This window comes from Arthrobacter humicola, assembly GCF_039531445.1.
In the GTDB taxonomy this organism is placed as follows: domain Bacteria; phylum Actinomycetota; class Actinomycetes; order Actinomycetales; family Micrococcaceae; genus Arthrobacter; species Arthrobacter humicola.
Map to the genome: position 1 here is coordinate 286,871 of NZ_BAAAQB010000006.1, position 18,271 is coordinate 305,141.

The following is an 18,271-nucleotide window of genomic DNA, read 5'->3' on the forward strand; positions in this document are numbered from 1 at the left end:
CTATGCGTTGCCGGTCCCCACGCCACCAAGCTCCATCCGGGCCAGCTCGGCGCGCGTGGGCGGGTTGGCGCCGGCGCGGGACACGGTCACGGCGGCGGCGCGGGAGGCGTGGGCCAGGAGATCGCGGAGGCTTTCGGCGGAGAGTTCGCGCAGCGCCTTGCGGTTCTGTGCCCCGTCCAGGCCCAGGTCCACCACTCCGGACAGCAGCGCTGCCATGAATGAATCGCCGGCACCGACGGTGTCCGCGACTAGCACTGCGGGGGCGGCGAACTGCGCAGCGCCGGCGGCGTTGATGCCCCAGGGGCCCTTGCCGCCGCGGGTCACCACCACCATGGCCGGCCCCTCCGAGCCGCCCAGCGCCAGCCAGCGGCGGGCCGAGTCCAACGGGTCCGTTCCGGGGTAGAGCCATTCAAGGTCCTCATCGGAGGCCTTCACCACGTCCGCGAGGGCCACAAACTTTTCGACCTGCCCGCGGGCATAGTCCACGTCCGGGATGATGCTGGGGCGGCAATTGGGGTCAAAGCTGATCGTGGCGGACGGGTGGGCATGCTCGACGGCGGCAAGCACCCCGGCCGCGCCGGGCGCCAGCATCGTGGCGATGGAGCCGGTGTGCAGGAGCGTGGTTCCCTGCAGGAGGAACGGGAGGCGCGCCGCGACGCCGGGGAGCTCCCAGGCGAGGTCGAAGGTGTAGGTGGCGGCGCCGGCGTCGTCAATCAGTGCGGCGGCCACGCTGGTGGGAAGCTCGTCGGGTGCCAGCGGCAGCAGCACGGAACTCGACTTCAGGTGCGCCGCCAGGGCTTCGCCGTAGGCATCCCGGCCGTAGCGGCCAATGAACTGGACCGGATGGTCCAGCCTCGCCAGCCCCACCGCCACATTGAGGGGGCTGCCGCCGACATGGGCCTGAACGCCGGAGGAACGCTGGACAACATCAACCAGCCCCTCGCCAATAACTGTGAGCATGGTCATACTCTGCCAGAGATTCGGGTCCGGTGCCGTGTCTTGCTGCACCTGTTCGCAGCTCCCCGCGTGACCGGGGCGCGGCTGCGCAGCCCGGCACGCCGGGCTGCGCATCCACCCGGCCGCTCAGGCTCAGGCGGCGGCGGTGTCCACGGCGATCCCGGCGGGACCGGCGTCGGCGAACCTGGCGTCGATGTGGACCACGTCCCGGCCGGCGCGCTGGAGGAGGCTCGCGGCGACCCCTGCGCGATACCCGGACGTGCAGTGCACCCAGAGCTTCCCGGCAGGGACGTCCTCAAGGCGCAGCAGCAGTTCATGTAGCGGGATGTTGACCGCGCCCACCACCCGGGACGCCGCGAATTCATCGGCACGGCGCACGTCCAGGACGGTGTCCCCGGCGGCCCGGCCGGTCAGCACACCGCCCCAGTCCACGCGGGGGTACGACGCGAGGGCGGCCTGCGGCGCAAGGGCATGCGGGTCGGTTCCGACGGCGGCGTCCGGAGATTCGATGCCGATCCGGGAGAGGTCGCGGATGGCCTTCTCGATATCCTCCTGCGAGCCCACGAGGGTCAGCGGTTCACCCCACGGCAACACCCAGCCCAGGTAGGTGGTGAAACTGGAACCCGTGCCGTATTCGAAGCTGACGCTGCCCTTGAGGTGGCTGCTGGCGAAGGCCACACGATGCCGCAGATCCACCACCCACTCGCCGCCGTCCAGTCGCCGGGCGAGCTCGGCGGCGTCGAGCGATTCGGGGACTGCCAGATCGGCGGGGCCCGGTCCGCGGACGTTGGCCGGGCTCATGTGGGCGTAGTAGGAGGGGTGGTCCGTGAGGTTGGCGATGAGCTGGCGGACGAAGTGGTCCTCGTCGGGGTCCGTCAGGGCGTGGTTGGCGGCGAGCTGCTCGCCGATCGTGGAAGACCGTGCACCGGAGGCCGGCCCGGAGGAGCAGAACGAGCCGAACCCGTGGGTCGGGAACAGCGCGGCGTCGTGCCCGGACTCAGCGACGAGGCGCCGGACCGAGGCGTACTGATCGTGGGTCAGGCCGACGGTGTCCGCCGCGGCAACGAGGTCCGTGCGCCCGACCGAACCGTAGAGCAGGCTCCCGCCCGAGAAGACGGCCTGCTTCACGCCGTCGTCCACGATGTACGACATATGGGTGTGCGTGTGGCCCGGGGTGGCGACCGCCTTGACGGTGAGCGCGCCCACCCGGACCGTCTGGCCGTCGGTGACGGGCGTGCGCTCGAACGCCACGGGATCGGCGGCGTTCACCAGGTAGTCGGCGCCGTGCGCGCGGGCCAGGATGAGGCCGCCGGTGATGTAGTCGTTGTGCAGGTGGGTCTCGGCCACGTGGGTGATGATGACCCCGGCGTCGCGGGCTGCCGCTTCGATGCGGTCCGTGTCACGCTGCGGGTCGATCGCCAACGCCACCGAGCCGTCGTGGACCAGGTAGCTGCGGTCCCCGAGCTGCGGGGTCTCGATGACAATGACTTCCATGGCCCCTCCCGGGCTGTCAGCCCCGGTTGACGGGGTGTCCCTCATCCTGCCACTGCATGATTCCGCCGGTGACGTTGACGGCGTCGTACCCCTGGTCTTCCAGGTACGTGGTGGCCTGGGCGCTGCGGCCCCCGGCGGCGCACATGACGTAGATGGTGCCGCTGGCCGGAACCTCGTCGAGGGACTGCACAAACCGCGAGAGCGGGATGCTCCTGGCCCCGGGGACGCGGACCGCCGCGAATTCGTCGTCCTCGCGGACATCGACGATTTCAGTGGCTTCGCCCAGGGCGGCCAGGTCCTTGACGGAAATGCTCTTCATGCCTGTTCCTTTCGAGGGCGCCGGTGGTCCGGCGCGCTTAATCCAGCTCAATAATGATACCCCTTGGGGTATCATACGTGCTCCGGGCGTCGCCTTCGGCCCCACCGCCAAATCTACTCCCCCGGCTAGCCTGCAGCGCTAGCCTGCCGGATGGCCCTGCTGATAGACGTCGGGGATGCCGTCGTGGTCCGAGTCGATCCTTTCTTCCTCTTCCGCGCGGCGGTAGTGCGTGTTGCGGATCCGGAGTACCGCGCTGGCGAGCAGCGCGGCGAGCAGCGAGGCCGCGAGGATTCCGACCTTTGCGTGGTCGTCGTGGACAGTGCCTTGCCCGAAGCTCAGCTCGGCCACCAGCAGCGACACCGTGAAACCGATACCGGCCAGGATCGACAGGCCGAAGACGTCGATCCATTTGAAGGAGCCGTCCAGCCTGGCGCGGGTGGCTTTGGTGATGAGCCACGTCGTGCCCAGGATGCCGGCAGGTTTTCCGAGCACGAGGGCCAGGATAATGCCGACCGCAACGGGATCGGTCAGGGCGGCGCCGAGGCCCTGCAGGCCGCCGATGGCCACACCGGCGGAAAAGAATGCGAAGACCGGGACAGCGACGCCGGCCGAGATCGGGCGGAACCGGTGTTCGAAGATCTCCGCGAGGCCGGGGCCGGCCTCGGGACCGCCGCTGGCCCGGGAGCGAATCACAGGAACGGCAAAGCCGAGCAGGACACCGGCCACGGTGGCGTGGATGCCGGACGCATGGACCAGCGCCCACGTTGCGGCGCCGAGCGGCAGCAGGATCACCCAGGCGGCCAGCCCGTGGGTGCCGAAGAACCGCCGGTATTTCTGCACCAGGAATGTGTAGAGGCCGAGCGGGAGCAGAGCCAACAGAAGCGGGAGCGGGTGGAGTTCGCTCGTGTAGAAGACCGCGATGATGGTGATGGCGAGAAGATCGTCCACGACGGCCAGGGTCAGCAGGAAGATGCGCAACGCGCTGGGAAGGTGCGAACCGATGAGCGCCAGCACGGCGACCGCGAACGCGATGTCCGTGGCGGTGGGGATCGCCCAGCCCCGCAGGGTCTCGGCGTCCGCAACGTTGACGGCCGCGTAGATGAGCGCGGGAACGGCCACGCCGCCCACGGCCGCAGCCACCGGCACCACGGATTTGCTCAGCTGCCGTAGGTCTCCCGCGACGAACTCCCGTTTGAGTTCGAGCCCGACCAGGAAGAAGAAGACCGCCAGCAGCCCGTCGGCGGCCCAGGCTCCCAGGCTCAGGTCCAGGTGCCAGGGCTCGTAGCCGATAGTGAAATCGCGCAGCGCGAAGTAGCTTTCCGACGCCGGCGAGTTGGCCCAGATCAGGGCCGCCACCGCCGCGGCGACCAGAAGCGCGCCGCCGACGGTTTCCTTGCGGAGGATTTCGCCGATGCGCAGCGCTTCCGCGTAGCTGCCGCGGGCGAAGACGGTGAGGCGAGGAGGTGCGGGAGAAGGGGGCAGGTCGCTCATGGGGTCCTCAAAGTGGGGTCGACGAAACTATGCCGACCAGACTTCCCGGCGCACCTGGGCTCCAGTCTATGCGCTTTCGGCCCCCTGGGGGCGGCGGCCGGTCTGAGCCGCCGCCGCACAAATCCACCACCCGCCCTCGCAGCCCGGATGTCAGGCCAGCATCTGCTGCACCAGTTCGCGGCACTTCCGGTAGGCGGGCGCCTTGGGATCAATGAGCGCGAAGTGGTCGCCCGGCACCTTGAGCAGCTGCACCGGCGCACCGGCCGCCTTGGCCGCTCCGGCGTAGGTCTCGGACTGACTGAACGGCACAGTGTCGTCTTCAGTGCCGTGGACGGCATAGATCGGCACGCTCAACGGCACCGCACTCATGGGGTCCGCGTATTTATGCCGTTTGGGGTATTTCTCCGACGAGCCGCCGAGGAAATTGCTGACCGCGCCGTTGCTGAGGTTGAGCCGCTCGGCGGCCGCCAGGTTCAGCACCCCTGACTGGCTCACGACGCCGGTCAGGTGCACCGCGCCGCCGTCGTCGGCCCTGCGCGCCAGCTGACGGTCCGCGTCCGGGGCGCCGAGTCCGGAGAGCCGGCTGCGTCCCGCCGCCCAGACTGCAAGGTGGCCGCCGGCCGAGTGTCCCAGAGCCACCACCCGGTCCAGGCCGAGCCCGTGCTCGTCCGCGAGCTCGCCGAGCTTGTCGATTCCGGCCAGGACGTCGGCAAAGGTGTTAGGCCAGCCTCCGCCGTTGCCGGCCCGCCGGTACTCCAGGTTCCAGGCGGCCATGCCGTGCGTGGCGAGGTCCTTGGCCAGGGGTTCGCCGAGTTCCGCACCATACTGCGAACGCCAGTAGCCGCCATGGATCACCACCACCACGCCCCTGGGCGCGGCCACGTCCGGGAGGAAAAGCTCGCCCCACTGGCTGGGGTCCTCGCCATAGTGATACTTCTGCCTCTTCACAGCGTCCTCCTTGGGGCCCGGTGAACAGGCGGCGGAGACTGCCCCCAGCGTCACCGTCGCTGCGGCAGCGATCCAAGTCCGCCGCCGCACATCAGCCATGTGCTGAGCCTACAGTGGACGCCGCGCGGCCCCGCGCAGGTCGGGCTCCTGCATGCCGCCCGGAGGCGCCGGCGTCGGGGGTGGCTGCGACCCGGCCGCGGGAGTGCCTGCCGCCCGGCGTCGGGGGTGCGCCGTAAGCTGGACGCATGGCGAGCAACTGGGAGCGTTTGGACCCGAGCCTGCGCGATTCCGTGCAGGAAAACGTGGAATTGTACGAGCGGGTCCGGCCTGCGCTGAAACTGGTTACCCGGGAGGTCCTGCTCACTCTGCGGACCATGTTCAAGGACACCGAGGTCATGCCGCTGTTCGTTACCGGCCGCACCAAGACCGTCGAATCCTTCCGCGAGAAGATTTCCCGCACGGAAAAACCGCTGGAGCCGGGCGGGCCGCTGGTGCTGAAGTTCCCGGACCCCTTCCGGACCCTGAACGACATGGTGGGCATCCGCGTGATCACCAAGCTGCCGGCGGAAAACGCGGTGGCGGCCAACCTCATTAAGCGCCAGCGCCAGCTCTTCGACTGCCGCGGAGACCGCGAAAAGGACATCGGCTCGATCGAGTCCGGCACCTACGGCTACTCCAGCCGGCACCTGATCCTGCGGACCATCCAAAACGAGGCCGTCAAGGACTACCAGCAGGTCTTCAACCCGGATGTCCCGCCGAACGGCAGCTACTTCTTCGAATGCCAGATCCGCACGGTGTTCGCCCACGCCTGGAGCGAGATCGAGCACGACATTCGCTTCAAGGCCGAGGACCCCCGGGCCTGGACCCCGCACTTCGACCGCCAGTTCACCGCCACGGCAGCCATGCTGGAAACCGTGGAAAGCGCCTTTTCGGACCTGCACGAGCGCTATGAGGAGGTCCGCAGTTACTGGGATGTGGAGGGCGAGGGTGCCGCACCGCTGACGCCCAACCGGATCCGCGACGTCTGGCGGACTCTGCTGCCGCACGTGGACCGGAAGGTCGACGACGACTGGGGCTGGGCTGCGGAACTCATGGCAGCCCACGGGCTCAACCAGACCATGCAGCTCGCCGGTCTTCTCAGCGCCAACCGGATCACCGAGGTCCGCCAGGCCCTGGACCACCGCTACTCCCCCGGCCCGGACCGGCTGCTCGATGACCTGCTGCTGTGGCAGTACGGCACCGAACACATCGAGCTCACCGCCGAGCCGGCCGACGCCGTCCCCCACCCCCGGCGCGACAGCCTGCTGCGGCGGCTCAAGCAGATCGAACGCTACCGGCTCACGCAGGGGTAGTGGCGGCCTCGCGCAGGGCGGGGGCGGCGGCATTACCCAGGGGCGGGGCGGCCCGGTGCACGCGATCAGGCCGCGCTCAGGCCGCGCTCAGCCCTCGAACGCCGCCCGGAACGCGGCCCGGAACGCGGCCAGGGCGGCATCGCCTGCAGCCAGTCCTTGCCCGCCGACGGCGCCGGCTTCAAGGCCGATGACGCCGGAGTAGCCGGCTTCCCTCAGCGCCGCCGCAACAGCGCGGTAGTTGATTTCCCCGGTGCCGGGTTCGAACCGGCCCGGGACGTCGGCCACCTGGATCTCCCCCGTCCACGGCAGCGCGGCCCTGACGAGTTCGATCAGGTTCCCTTCCCCGATCTGGGCATGGTACAGATCCAGCATCATCTTCACGTGGGGATGGTCGACCGCCGAGACCAGGGTGAGGGTGTCCTTGGCCCGGGCCAGCGGGATGCCGGGGTGGTCCAAGATGGTGTTGAGGTTCTCGAGCGCAAACGTCACACCGTGCTTCTCGCCCAGGACTGCCAGGCGTTCGAGGGTCCGGAGGCCGGTCAGCCACATTTGGCCCGTGGACCGGTACGTTGGCCGGACGGCGCGGCCGCCTTCCCCGAGCTCGGCCGGGTGGACCACCATCCGCTCGACTCCGAGTTCCAGCGCGGTGGGAATCAGCTTTTCGGCCGAAGCCACCACCTCGTCGGCGCTTTCGGGGTCGATCAGGCTGCCGCCGAAGTAGCCGCTCATCGAGGAGAAGCGTGCACCAGTCGCGGCGAGGGCGGAAATGTCCCGCCCGCGCGTATCCCAGAGTTCCACCTCGAAGCCTTGTCCGTGGATCCGCCGCACCCTCTCGATGAGGTCCAGCTCGCCATAGACCATCTCGGCGCAAACGGCCAGGCGGAAGCTCATTCTCCCTGCCCTACGGCGTGGAGCGCGGGCTCGGCGGCCCGCAGTTCGGCGATCGAGGAAACCTCCACGGGAAGCCCGGTCTCGTTCGAGCGGATCGCCGCGAGTGCCACGGCCAGGGCGTTGCGGGCGTCGGTGCCGCCGGGGCCCGGGGTTCCGGGGGCCGCCTGGTTCCCGCGGCGCGCCTTGACGGCGTCGACGAAGTGGGCCAGCTCCGCGGTGTAGGCATCATGGAAAAGATCCACGTTCAGCCGCACGGTGGAGGAGGCGATGCCGGCCGCGGTGTAGCTCGTCGCGCTGGACGCCTGGGGCCCGCCCGCAGTAACCATGCCCGCCGAGCCAAAGACTTCGCCGCGCACGTCATAGCCGTACAGGGCGTTGAAATTGGCCTCGGCCACCGCGATGGCACCGTTGCTGTACGTCACCGTCACCACCGCCGTGTCCAGCAGTCCGCCTGCTTTCCGCTCAGGGGCGACCAGCGCGTCGGCGACCGCGTGGACACGGACCGGAACGGCGCCCGGGTTCAGCCAGTTCAGGGTGTCGAAATCGTGGATCAGGGTTTCCAGGAAGATGGTTCCCGGCGCAATCCGCTCGGGGGCGGCAAGGCCTGCCGCGGTGCCCGGATCCCGCGTCAGCGACCGGAGCAGCTGGGGGACTCCCACGGCGCCGTCGTCAATCAGCTTCCGTGCCGCTGCGAAGTCGTTTGCATAGCGCCGGTTGAAGCCGAACTGAACAATGACGCCGGCAGCATCGGCTGCATCAAGGGCACCGTCCAACTCCTCAATAGTCCGGCCACCCGGCTTCTCGCAGAACACGTCCTTTCCGGCCCGGGCCGCAGCAGCAATCAGGTCCGAATGGAACCGGGCCGGCGCCGCGATGAGGACCGCGTCAATGTCCGGATCATTCATCACGTCTGACGGGTCCGTGCTGATTTTGCGCACTCCCAGCCGGCCAGCGAGGGCTTCGACCGCGGGGAGGGCGGGATCGGCAATGGCCTCCAGACGGGCACCCGGAATCCGGTGCGCCACGGACTCTGCGTGGAACTTGCCAATCCAGCCGGCGCCGATGAGTCCGACGCGGACGGGCCGGTCGTCGCTGACCGGGTGCTGCAGATAGCTCATGAAAACTCCTAGCCTGGGTTGTAGATCGTTCTAGTAGAACCATGATGCACCTGCTGCCGGTGAATGTCTAGAACGTTCTATAGACTGGTTGAAAGCAAGGAGCAAGAATGACCGAACAGCAGCGCCGCCCCACGCTCATGGACGTCGCCGAGGCCGCCGGCGTCTCACGTGCCCTGGTGTCCATCGTGATGCGCGGCGCCCCGGGCGCGGCCGAGTCCACCCGGAAGAAGGTGCTCGAAACGGCCCGGGAACTCGGCTACCGGCCGGACAGCCGGGCCCGGCTGCTCCGCAGCGCGCGGACCAGGCTTCTCGGGTTGAGCTTCTTCACGTCAGAGCCGTTCCACGCCGAGATCGTCGACGCCGCCTATGCCGGCGCCGCGGAACGGGGCTACGAAATCGCCTTGAGCGCGGTTGCCAGCGGCCGGCCGGAAACGCGTGCGGCGGAGGCTCTCCTGGACATGGGATGCGAGGCGCTGATCCTCATCTCTCCGACGCTGGGCAGCCAGGAGCTCTCCGGGTTTGCACGCCGGGCACCGGTGGTGAGCCTCCTGCGCGACGACGTCGGAGACCAAGTGGACTCCGTCAGCAGCGACAACCACGCAGGCATCCGGCTGGCCGTTGAACACCTCGCCGCCTTGGGTCATCGAAGAATTGTCCATGTCGACGGCGGGGCGGCCGTCTCGGCCGACCAGCGCCGGGATGCCTTTCGCACCGAAATGCTCCGCCGGGGGCTGGAGCCTTTCGTGGTTCCGGGCGGCCTCACCGAGGAAGACGGACTCAGGGCCTGTGCATCGCTCCGGGACAACCCCCCGTCCGCCGTGATCGCCTTCAATGACAGGTCGGCCCTCGGGGTGATCGAGGGCCTCCGGACCGCAGGGCTGCGCGTGCCGGCGGACGTGTCAGTGGTCGGCTATGACGACAGCCAGTTTGCCCGGCTCAGCTACGTGCAACTGACTTCTGTCAGCCAGGACGCGCCCCTCCTCGCCACTGCCGCCGTGGACAGGGCAGTCGAGCGGCTGGCAGGAGCCGACGCCCCGGCTCACCTGGTCAGGACACCGCATCTGGTGATCCGCAACACCACCGGACCGGCGCGCCCAAGCTGACCCGCCGCCGAATCTCCCCACCTCTGGACGCACGACGCCGCCAATCGCCGGCGGTTCGGCGCAACACGCCGGCCGGAACTTCCGAAGGCGGGGAAACTCCGACGCCAGCAAGCCGCCACTGCCGCCCTGCTAGTGCCCGGCGCCGAGCTTTCCGGCGAGCCGCTCGCGCATCGCCAGGCTGGCGTCGTTGAGGCCCACCACTTCGACGCTCTTGCCGTGCTGGCGGTACTTCTCAGTAATGGCATCCAGTGCGGCGATCGTGGAGGCATCCCAAAGATGGGAGTCGCGCATGTCGATAACCACGCGGTCAGGGTCCAGGGCGTACTCGAACTGGGTGTAGAGGTCGTTCGAGGAGGCGAAGAACAGTTCGCCGTCCACCTTGTAGGTGGCGAGTTGGCCGCCATCGCCCTCCGCCAGGGACCGCTCCACGGTGACGAAGTGCGCCACCCGCCGGGCAAACAGGACCATGGCGACCAGGACGCCGACGCCGACGCCGATCGCCAGATTGTGCGTGGCCACGGTGACGGCGACAGTGGCGACCATGACGAGCGTTTCGCTCTTGGGCAGCGCCTTGAGCGTGGAGGGCCTGATGCTGTGCCAGTCGAAAGTGGCAACGGAAACGAAGATCATGACGGCCACGAGCGCGGCCATCGGGATCAGCGACACGATGCCGCCGAGAGCCACCACGAGGATGAGCAGGAAGACGCCGGCCAGGAAGGTGGAGATCCGGGTGCGGGCGCCGGAGGCCTTGACGTTGATCATGGTCTGGCCGATCATCGCGCAGCCGCCCATGCCGCCAAAGAAGCCGGTGACAATGTTGGCCACGCCCTGGCCCCATGCCTCGCGGGTTTTGGGCGAGCGGGTGTCGGTGATGTCGTCCACGAGCTTCGCCGTCATGAGGGATTCGAGCAGCCCCACGAAGGCCATGGCCAGCGCGAAGGGGAAGATCACCTGCAGCGTTTCGAACGTGAACGGCACACCGGGAAGGGACAGGGAGGGCAGCGAGTCCGGAAGCGCACCCTTGTCCCCCACGGTGGGAACGGCGACGGCGGCCAGGACGGTGATGAGTGTCAGGACCACGATGGCCACCAGAGGCGCCGGAACGGCTTTGGTCAGCCTGGGCAGGCCGAAGACGATCAGCAGGCCTGCCGCGGTGAGCGGATAGACCAGCCACGGGACGCCGATCAGCTCGGGCACCTGGGAGAGGAAGATCAGGATCGCCAGGGCGTTGACGAAGCCCACCATCACGGAGCGCGGGATGAAGCGCATCAGCTTTGCCACCCCGGACAGGCCCAGGATGATCTGGAAAAGGCCGGCCAGGATCACCGCGGCGACGAGGTAGTCCAGCCCGTGGGACTTCACGAGCGGGGCGATCACCAGGGCGACGGCGCCGGTGGCCGCCGAGATCATCGCGGGGCGCCCGCCGACGAAGGAGATGGTGACGGCCATGGTGAAGGAGGCGAAGAGTCCGATCCGCGGGTCCACTCCGGCGATGATCGAGAAGGCGATCGCCTCCGGGATGAGGGCCAGTGCCACCACAAGGCCGCCGAGCACTTCGGTTTTGAGCCGGCGCGGGGACCTCAAGGCGCCCCGGACGGATTGCAGTTGCTCGGGCGTGAAGGCCGGGGCATCTGCGGCAGTTTTGACGGCCATTGCTGGCTCCGTTCGTGGTCAAGAAGGCACAGTCAGCCTTCGGATTTCAATGATTGTGGGGCGCCGCACCGCGCCGGAGGGAGTGGGGAGTTCGCCGTCCTGGGCTCACCCACTCATGAAACCCTACCCAAGTAGCCCCGCCGGGGGCGGAATGGCTATAAATCTGACATATTTGTCCACCAGGTGGTCACGAAGTAGTCAGTCCGCGGACGGCGGTGGCACCATGCTTGGATGCTTGAGGCAACTAAAACTCCGAATTCCTCCCGGGACGCGGGCACCGCCGCCGACGTCCCCCTCAATCCTGCCCTCGCGGCCGAGGCAAAGATCGCGCGCATCGCGGTGACGATCTTCCCCATCCTCGTCGTGGTGGCCGGCGTTGCCGGCTTCCTGCTCCCCGGAGCCTTCAAACCCCTGGCGCCCAGTGTGCCGTTCCTGCTGGGCATCATCATGTTCTGCATGGGCCTGACCCTGACCCCGCCCGATTTCGCCTCGGTGGCCAAGCGTCCCTGGGCGGTGGCCCTGGGAATCGTGGCCCACTATGTCATCATGCCGGGCGCCGGCTGGCTGATCGCCGTCGCCCTGCACCTCGAACCGGAGCTGGCTGTGGGCCTGATCCTGGTGGGTTGCGCGCCGTCGGGCACCGCCTCCAATGTGATGGCGTTCCTCGCCAAGGGCGATGTGGCCCTGTCCGTGGCCGTCGCGTCCGTGTCCACCCTGATTGCCCCGATCTTCACGCCGCTGCTGGTCTTGTTCCTGGCCGGCTCGTACCTGAGCATCGACGCCGGCGGCATGGTCCAGGACATCCTCAAGACCGTCCTCCTGCCCGTTGTCGCAGGCCTGCTGGCCCGCCTCTTCCTCAAGAAGGTCGTGGCCAAGGTTCTGCCGGCACTGCCGTGGGCGTCCGCCGTCGTGATTTCGCTGATCGTGGCGATCGTGGTGGCCGGAAGCGCCAGCAAGATCGTCGCCGCGGGCGGCATCGTGTTCCTAGCTGTGGTTCTGCACAACGGCTTCGGGCTCGGCCTGGGGTACCTGGCCGGCAAGGTGGGGCGCCTTGACGACCGGGCGCGCAGGGCCCTCGCCTTTGAGGTCGGGATGCAGAACTCCGGCCTCGCCGCCACCCTCGCCACGGCGCACTTTAGCCCCCTGGCCGCGCTGCCGTCCGCTGTCTTCTCCCTGTGGCACAACATCTCCGGCGCCATCGTGGCGGCGTGGCTGGCCCGGCGCCCCATCCGGGACGCCGCAGCACCGGAGACCACCGTGCCGGAAGCCGCCGCGCTGAACGCCTAAAGGCGGGGCTAGCTTTACTGCTAGCTCCGCAGCCGGCCGAGCAGCGCAGTGACGGCGCGCTCGGCCAGGGCCTCCGGGCTTTCGGATCCCGCAGGCACGACGTCGTATCCCGCCGGAACATCCGGGATGCCGTCTCGGTTGGCGTCAAGGGCGCCGGCGCCGGCGTCGTCGGTGATGAGCACCTGGGCCACGCCGCGGGCGGCGAGTTCCGCCATGGCTGCGGAGTCTTCGGCGGTCTCGGAGGCGCCCGTGCGGATCACGCCGTCGGCGCCGCCGGCGAGCATGAACTGCCGCCAGCCCCCGCCCAGCAGGACGACCGCCTGGTAGCCGTGCTCCGGCAGGATGGCGGCCAGCAGCGTGGCGAGGGCGCGGTCCCGGGGGTCCTCGAGGTCCGCGACGGCCACGGCCACCAGCTCCGTCCGGCCCCGCCGCATGCCGCGGGCGCTCCGGTTGGCCACGTAGCCAAGTTCGCGTACCGCGGCATGCACCCGGCCCTGGGTGGCCTCGCTGATCCGGGTGGTGCCGCCGGACCGGCCGGACAGCACGTAGGAGACGGTGGTGACCGAGACCCCGGCCGTCTCTGCGACGTCGCGGATGGTGGGCTTGGATCCATGCCGCACTGATGACTCCCGGCTGCTTCTCCGCCGTTTCGTGGCGACTCCTGAATGCTTCGTCCTAGGGGTAGACCCCATGTGGAACTCTAGCCCGAAGCAACGCTCCCCGGCCCATGGCAGGCTGCGCCACGAGCAAGCAACGCAGAGTCACTTAGTGCCCATCCCGAGGCCTTGGACGGGCGCTAAGTGGCTCCACGTTGGGGTTCACCTTGGGGTTTCGGTTGGGAGGTCCTTGGTGAATGCGAGCGGCCCGATGCTTTCGGGATCGGCGGAGAGGTCGAACTGAGCCTCGTAGCCGGTGTTCAGGTAGAGGTGTTTCGCCTCGGGCTGGCGGGGGCCGGTGGTCAGGTAGACCCTGCGGTAGCCGCGGCGGGCGGCCAATGCCTCCAGCTCGGCGAGGACGAAGCGGGCGAGTCCGCGGCGCCGATGTGCCGAATGCGTCCAGATCCGCTTGAATTCTGCCGTGTTCGTGCCGTGCCGGCGGAAGGCGCCGCCGGCCACGGATTCGCCGTTCTCGCGCACAATGAGAAGGGCCCCGCCGGGCGCAGCGAATTCCTCGGCCGGGTAACGGTTCAGTTCCTCCGCTGCGGCTCCCTTGCCAAAGAGGTTGCCGTAACGGGTGTCGTATTCGAGCGCGAGTTCGTCCAAGAGGGGTCGGACTCGGGGATCGCTCATGGGCAGGTTCAGGACTGTCAGCGCTGACTTGTTCGACGGCGGAGTCTCCTCCGGCGGGGTCGGCGGGGTGTCCGCGTTGTCCGCAGGCAAGTCGCGCAAGGGTGAGTGGTCCGGTGGTGACGGAGTCATGGCCGGTCCTTTCCGCGGGCGGCGGCCTGCGGCACCGCGTGGTGGTTGCTGCCGTGGTTGCCCGTATGACCGGCCAGCAGGTTCAGGATGCGCCGGGCCAGGGCGTCGTTTTCGCGGAACGGCGCGGCGTTGCTCCTGGGCCGCGCGAAGGCCCCCGCGCCCCAGCCGGAGGTGCCGGGCCCGACGCCGAACAGCCTCTCGCGCCGCTCCCCGACCGGGCTGATGAGCTCGTTGTGGGCGGACACCAGCAGACGGCCCGTCGCGTGGGTGCCGTCCGCGGTCAGGAGCTGCTGTTCGGTGCCGAGCCCGGAGGTGTGCAGCTGGCGCAGCAGCGGATTTGCGGAGCGGAGCACCGACGGCTCCGGAAGCCGGGCCTCGATCAGGGCCGCCGCTGACACCGTGATCCTGGACTGCGCCGAGGTGGCAACGAACCGGCCCGAGTAGTCCGCGGCCTCGATTTCCAGCCCAGGGCCCAGGAACTGCAGCAGTCCGGCCCGGTGGATCGCCAGCATCTCCCGGAGCCTGCGCGGCGGTGGCCCGGAATCGACGAAGCTGAAGAAGCCGTGCCACCAGCTCTGGACCTCGCGCTGCGACCGCGCGTTCAACCGCTCGGACGGAACCAGCCGGCCAAGGTCCATGTAGGACTTGAGCAGGGAGATGAACAGGGCCAACGTCTCCGAATGGTCCGGCCCGGTCCGCAGCTCAAGATCGCGGCCGATGTGGGCGGCCACCGCTGCCTGGACTTCCGCAAGACCAGCAAAAACGCGACCCTCGAAGGGATGGTCCAGCCGCTCAAGGTCCAGGTGGAGCTCCGCGTCGGGGACGGATTCGACAACGAGCCGGTGGCGCTCCCGGCTGTACCAGTCCGCGGCGGAGAAGCGCTCGGCGAATTCCTCCCAGCCGGTCCGGACCCGCTCGGGGTAACCGGTGAATAGCTCGCGGTAGTACGCATAGCCGGCGTCCTTGGCGATCAAAGGCCAGAGCTGGGCGCGGAAGTCCAGCTCGCCGGATGCCTCCAGCAGCGCCTCGACGGCCCCGGCGGTGAAGAACTTGGGCTCTCCCGCAGCGTCACCGCGCAGGGTGGAGGTGATTTTGGAGTGGTAGGGCACGCCGCGGCGGGATCCGGCCCACAACCGCGGCTCGCCACCGGAGGGCAGGTAGCGCAGGCCGCCGTCGGGCAGTTCCTCGAAGCGGCCGCCGCGGCCCTCCATGAGCAGCACCAGCAGGTCCACGAACGCCAGGCCCATGCCGGAGACAATCACGTCCTGGCCGGGGGCGATCGGTGAGTAGTCGACGTCGGTGGTGTAGCTGGGCGCCGCGTGGAACGCGCCGTGCCGGGCGGCAAAGCCGGCCCAGGCGGCAGACTCGCGGTCCGGGAGCGAATCGGTGTGCCCCAGGGAGGCCACCACGACGTCGGCGTGCAGCGCCGCGCCGCCGGCCAGCCGGACGCTGTACCCGTCCACGCCAGGGTCGCCCTGCTCCGGGTCTAACTGTCCCGGGTCGACCCGTTCCGGGTCCCCCTGTGAGGGTTCGACGGCGGACGCCGTGTCCCGGTGCACCGTCACGGTGGTCTCCGGTCCGAGGGCAGCAACGGCGCGGCGGAAGAACCATTGGAGGTAGACGCTCTGCAGCTGCCGGGTGGGGAAGGTGGCGCCGGTGAGGGTACCGAGCTGGGCCCGGAGTTTTTGCGGGAGCTCCGGCACGTCCGCGATCGAGCCGTCCAGGACCCCGGCGGCCCATTCGGCCAGTCCCGGACCATCGACGGCAGGTCCCTCGCACTGGACCGAGGCGTCCGTGAACATCGTGACGTCTGCCGCGGTGGAATTGAGCATCAGTCCGGCGTCCTGCTCGTAGCGCCAGATCCGGCCGGACCCCGGCGTGTGGGGTTCCACAACATGGACGTGAAGCGGGCCGGCGAAGAGTTCCTGCCGGTTGGCGGCCAGGCGTTCCAGCAACCCGGCCGTGCGAGGGCCGCCGCCGATGAGGACCACGGACGGGGAATTCGCTGGCATGAGGGCCTCCTGGGTCTGGTTCGGAGCCCTCATGCTAGGCACCCGAAACGGGGCCGGTCGAGGCGCCGGTCACGGCCGTTCACCCCGCGTAACGCGGCGCAAATCGAGGCAATAATTCGTCGTGTGACGCCGTGCGAACCCGCATGAACGCATGCAACTTGGCGCCTTGCCCGCCGTTTTCGCGCGGCCCTAGATTGGCAGCCAACCGAACCCCCACACCAACTGGAAGAAGCGAGGTGGCGCATGAGTTCAACAGCAGCCCCGGTGGCGCAGTCCGCCCCGGAGCCGGCGTCCCCCGGTGCCGGAACCACACCCGACACCACACCCGCCGGATCCTCCGGACCCGCCGTCCTGGAACACGACGTCCCGGAACCCGCCGCCCCGACACCCGCCGATCAGCCCGGCACTGGGTCAACGGCCCGCAAGGCCGCCACCGATTACGCCGACTACCGGCTGGTCGCGGCCCGGCACCCGTGGCGCTGGGTCGGTACGGCCGTCGTCGCCTTCGGCGTCGCCGGCATCGCCTGGTCCCTGGCCACGAATCCCCGCTGGGAGTGGGGCGTGGTGGCGCAATGGTTCACCGCGCAGTCGATCGTGAACGGCCTGCTGGAGACCCTCAAGCTGACGGCGATCTCGGGCGCGCTCGGCTTCATCCTGGGCTTCATCCTGGCTCTGATGCGGCTCTCCGCGTCCCCGTTGCTGGTCTCCGTGTCCTGGACGTTCTCCTGGATTTTCCGCTCGACGCCGCTGCTGGTGCAGATGCTGCTCTGGTACAACCTGGGCTACCTCTACGAGAAAATCAGCTTAGGGCTCCCCTTCACGGACGTGCGCTTCTTCGAGGCGCAGACCACCACCCTGATCAGCCAGTTCGCCGCGGCCGTCCTCGGCCTCACCCTGAACCAGGCCGCCTATTCGGCCGAGATCATCCGCGGCGGCATCCTCTCCGTGGACCAGGGCCAGTTGGAGGCGGCCGCCGCGCTGGGCATTCCGGCATGGCGGCGCTCCACCAGGATCGTCCTGCCGCAGGCCATGCGCGCCATCCTGCCCACGGCCTTCAACGAGGTCATCGGCCTGGTCAAGGGCACCTCGATCGTCTACGTCCTGGCCTACTCCGAGCTCTTCTACACGGTCCAGGTGATCTACAACCGGACCCAGCAGGTCCTGCCGCTGCTGCTCGTGGCCACGCTCTGGTACATCGTCATCACCTCGGTCCTGAGCGTCTTCCAGTACTACATCGAGCGCCACTACTCCAAGGGCGCCGTCCGCACACTGCCCCTGACCCCGCTGCAGAAGGCCCGCAAGTTCCTCGCCACCCATGCACCCGCAACAAGGGAAACTACCCAGGAAAGAGGCACCCGATGAGCACCTCGGTCCTTCCGGCCGCCGGAGCCCACGAAGCCCTGGAAACCACCGCAGCCCGGGAAGCCACCCGGGGCCTCGTTGAGATCACGAAGGTCCGCAAGTCCTTCGGCGCCACGGAAGTCCTCGAGGGCATCTCGCTGACGGTCGAGCCCGGCGGAGTCGCCGTAATCGTCGGCCCCTCCGGGTCCGGCAAGTCCACCCTCCTGCGCACCATCAACCACCTGGAAAAGGTCGACGCCGGGTTCATCGCCATCGACGGCACCCTGGTGGGCTACGAGGTCCGGGGCCGGAGGCTGCACGAGCTCCGCGAGAAGGAGATCCTCAGGCAGCGCACCGAAATCGGCATGGTGTTCCAGAACTTCAACCTGTTCCCGCACCTGACCGCGCTGGAGAACGTCACCGAGGCGCCCGTCGTCGCACCCCGTGCCGGAAAACCCCGGCTCTCCAAAGCCGAGGCCCGCGAACGGGGGCTGGAACTGCTGGACCGGGTGGGGTTGAAGGACCGCGCCGGCGCCTACCCCCGCCAGCTGTCCGGCGGCCAGCAGCAGCGCGTCGCGATCGCCCGGGCGCTGGCCCTGGACCCGAAGATCCTGCTCTTCGACGAGCCCACCTCGGCGCTGGACCCGGAACTGGTCAACGAGGTGCTGGACGTCATTCGCGAGCTCGCCAACTCCGGCACCACGCTGATCATCGTCACGCATGAGATGGGCTTCGCCCGCGACGTTGCCGACACGGTCGTGTTCATGGACCAGGGCCAGATCGTGGAGCAAGGCACACCCGAACAGATTTTCACCAACCCGCAGGAAGACCGCACCCGGAGTTTCTTCTCCAAGGTGATCGAGCCCGCTTTCAACATCTAAGGAAAC

At 68.8% G+C, this 18,271-nt stretch carries 16 protein-coding genes; 5 read left to right on the forward strand and 11 right to left on the reverse strand.

All coding sequences use genetic code 11. The annotated features are described in order from the left end of the window. The 5 genes from ABD243_RS02275 to ABD243_RS02295 all read right to left on the reverse strand — a co-directional run bounded on the left by ABD243_RS02275 (position 1) and on the right by ABD243_RS02295 (position 5,209). On the reverse strand, positions 1 to 960 hold the full coding sequence (locus tag ABD243_RS02275; RefSeq protein WP_344361585.1) for a carbohydrate kinase family protein: 960 nt from the start codon (positions 958 to 960) through the stop codon (positions 1 to 3). 129 nt (positions 961 to 1,089) lie between these two features. Beyond that, positions 1,090 to 2,451: an MBL fold metallo-hydrolase gene (locus tag ABD243_RS02280; protein ID WP_344361587.1), complete on the reverse strand. Its 1,362-nt coding sequence runs from the start codon at positions 2,449 to 2,451 to the stop codon at positions 1,090 to 1,092. Between the two features lie 16 nt (positions 2,452 to 2,467). Beyond that, positions 2,468 to 2,770, reverse strand: coding sequence for a rhodanese-like domain-containing protein (locus tag ABD243_RS02285; protein ID WP_091255568.1), 303 nt, complete (start codon positions 2,768 to 2,770; stop codon positions 2,468 to 2,470). A 138-nt stretch (positions 2,771 to 2,908) separates the two neighbouring features. Further along, positions 2,909 to 4,261 (reverse strand): Na+/H+ antiporter NhaA, encoded by a 1,353-nt coding sequence (gene nhaA / locus ABD243_RS02290; RefSeq protein ID WP_344361591.1) that lies wholly within the window; start codon positions 4,259 to 4,261, stop codon positions 2,909 to 2,911. Between the two features lie 150 nt (positions 4,262 to 4,411). Beyond that, the gene (locus ABD243_RS02295) at positions 4,412 to 5,209 is read right to left on the reverse strand and encodes an alpha/beta hydrolase (RefSeq protein ID WP_344361593.1); all 798 of its coding nucleotides are present in this window, start codon (positions 5,207 to 5,209) and stop codon (positions 4,412 to 4,414) included. A 245-nt stretch (positions 5,210 to 5,454) separates the two neighbouring features. Between ABD243_RS02295 and ABD243_RS02300 the strand changes: the two genes are divergently transcribed. Next, positions 5,455 to 6,561 carry a GTP pyrophosphokinase gene (locus ABD243_RS02300; protein ID WP_116765412.1) on the forward strand — a complete coding sequence of 369 codons (1,107 nt, stop codon included), beginning with the start codon at positions 5,455 to 5,457 and terminating at the stop codon, positions 6,559 to 6,561. A gap of 87 nt (positions 6,562 to 6,648) precedes the next feature. Here ABD243_RS02300 and ABD243_RS02305 read toward each other — a convergent pair whose 3' ends face one another. Continuing rightward, the gene (locus ABD243_RS02305) at positions 6,649 to 7,452 is read right to left on the reverse strand and encodes a TIM barrel protein (RefSeq protein ID WP_344361595.1); all 804 of its coding nucleotides are present in this window, start codon (positions 7,450 to 7,452) and stop codon (positions 6,649 to 6,651) included. Then, complete coding sequence (locus ABD243_RS02310) at positions 7,449 to 8,570, reverse strand: Gfo/Idh/MocA family oxidoreductase (RefSeq protein WP_344361597.1); 1,122 nt, start codon at positions 8,568 to 8,570, stop codon at positions 7,449 to 7,451. Before ABD243_RS02310 ends, ABD243_RS02305 begins: the two co-directional genes overlap by 4 nt. 107 nt (positions 8,571 to 8,677) lie before the next feature. On the opposite strand from ABD243_RS02310, the gene ABD243_RS02315 reads away from it, so the two are divergent. After that, positions 8,678 to 9,673 carry a LacI family DNA-binding transcriptional regulator gene (locus ABD243_RS02315; RefSeq protein ID WP_344361600.1) on the forward strand — a complete coding sequence of 332 codons (996 nt, stop codon included), beginning with the start codon at positions 8,678 to 8,680 and terminating at the stop codon, positions 9,671 to 9,673. Positions 9,674 to 9,802: 129 nt separating this feature from the next. On the opposite strand, the gene ABD243_RS02320 is transcribed toward ABD243_RS02315, so the two are convergent. Then, entirely contained in the window at positions 9,803 to 11,326 is a 1,524-nt protein-coding gene (locus tag ABD243_RS02320; protein WP_344361603.1) for a SulP family inorganic anion transporter, read from the reverse strand. A gap of 231 nt (positions 11,327 to 11,557) precedes the next feature. Between ABD243_RS02320 and ABD243_RS02325 the strand changes: the two genes are divergently transcribed. Beyond that, positions 11,558 to 12,613, forward strand: a complete 1,056-nt coding sequence (locus ABD243_RS02325) for a bile acid:sodium symporter family protein (RefSeq protein ID WP_344361605.1) — start codon at positions 11,558 to 11,560, stop codon at positions 12,611 to 12,613. A gap of 20 nt (positions 12,614 to 12,633) precedes the next feature. On the opposite strand, the gene ABD243_RS02330 is transcribed toward ABD243_RS02325, so the two are convergent. The 3 genes from ABD243_RS02330 to ABD243_RS02340 all read right to left on the reverse strand — a co-directional run bounded on the left by ABD243_RS02330 (position 12,634) and on the right by ABD243_RS02340 (position 16,043). Next, positions 12,634 to 13,233, reverse strand: coding sequence for a LacI family DNA-binding transcriptional regulator (locus ABD243_RS02330; RefSeq protein ID WP_344361607.1), 600 nt, complete (start codon positions 13,231 to 13,233; stop codon positions 12,634 to 12,636). 198 nt (positions 13,234 to 13,431) lie between these two features. After that, positions 13,432 to 13,902 (reverse strand): GNAT family N-acetyltransferase, encoded by a 471-nt coding sequence (locus ABD243_RS02335; RefSeq protein WP_344361745.1) that lies wholly within the window; start codon positions 13,900 to 13,902, stop codon positions 13,432 to 13,434. Between the two features lie 125 nt (positions 13,903 to 14,027). Beyond that, positions 14,028 to 16,043 (reverse strand): FAD/NAD(P)-binding protein, encoded by a 2,016-nt coding sequence (locus tag ABD243_RS02340; RefSeq protein WP_344361610.1) that lies wholly within the window; start codon positions 16,041 to 16,043, stop codon positions 14,028 to 14,030. Positions 16,044 to 16,286: 243 nt separating this feature from the next. Here ABD243_RS02340 and ABD243_RS02345 point away from each other — a divergent pair, with 243 nt between their 5' ends. Then, positions 16,287 to 17,405: an amino acid ABC transporter permease gene (locus ABD243_RS02345; RefSeq protein WP_344361613.1), complete on the forward strand. Its 1,119-nt coding sequence runs from the start codon at positions 16,287 to 16,289 to the stop codon at positions 17,403 to 17,405. Continuing rightward, complete coding sequence (locus tag ABD243_RS02350; protein ID WP_344361616.1) at positions 17,402 to 18,265, forward strand: amino acid ABC transporter ATP-binding protein; 864 nt, start codon at positions 17,402 to 17,404, stop codon at positions 18,263 to 18,265. The genes ABD243_RS02345 and ABD243_RS02350 overlap by 4 nt, the downstream gene beginning before the upstream one ends. The last annotated feature ends 6 nt before the right edge of the window (positions 18,266 to 18,271 follow it).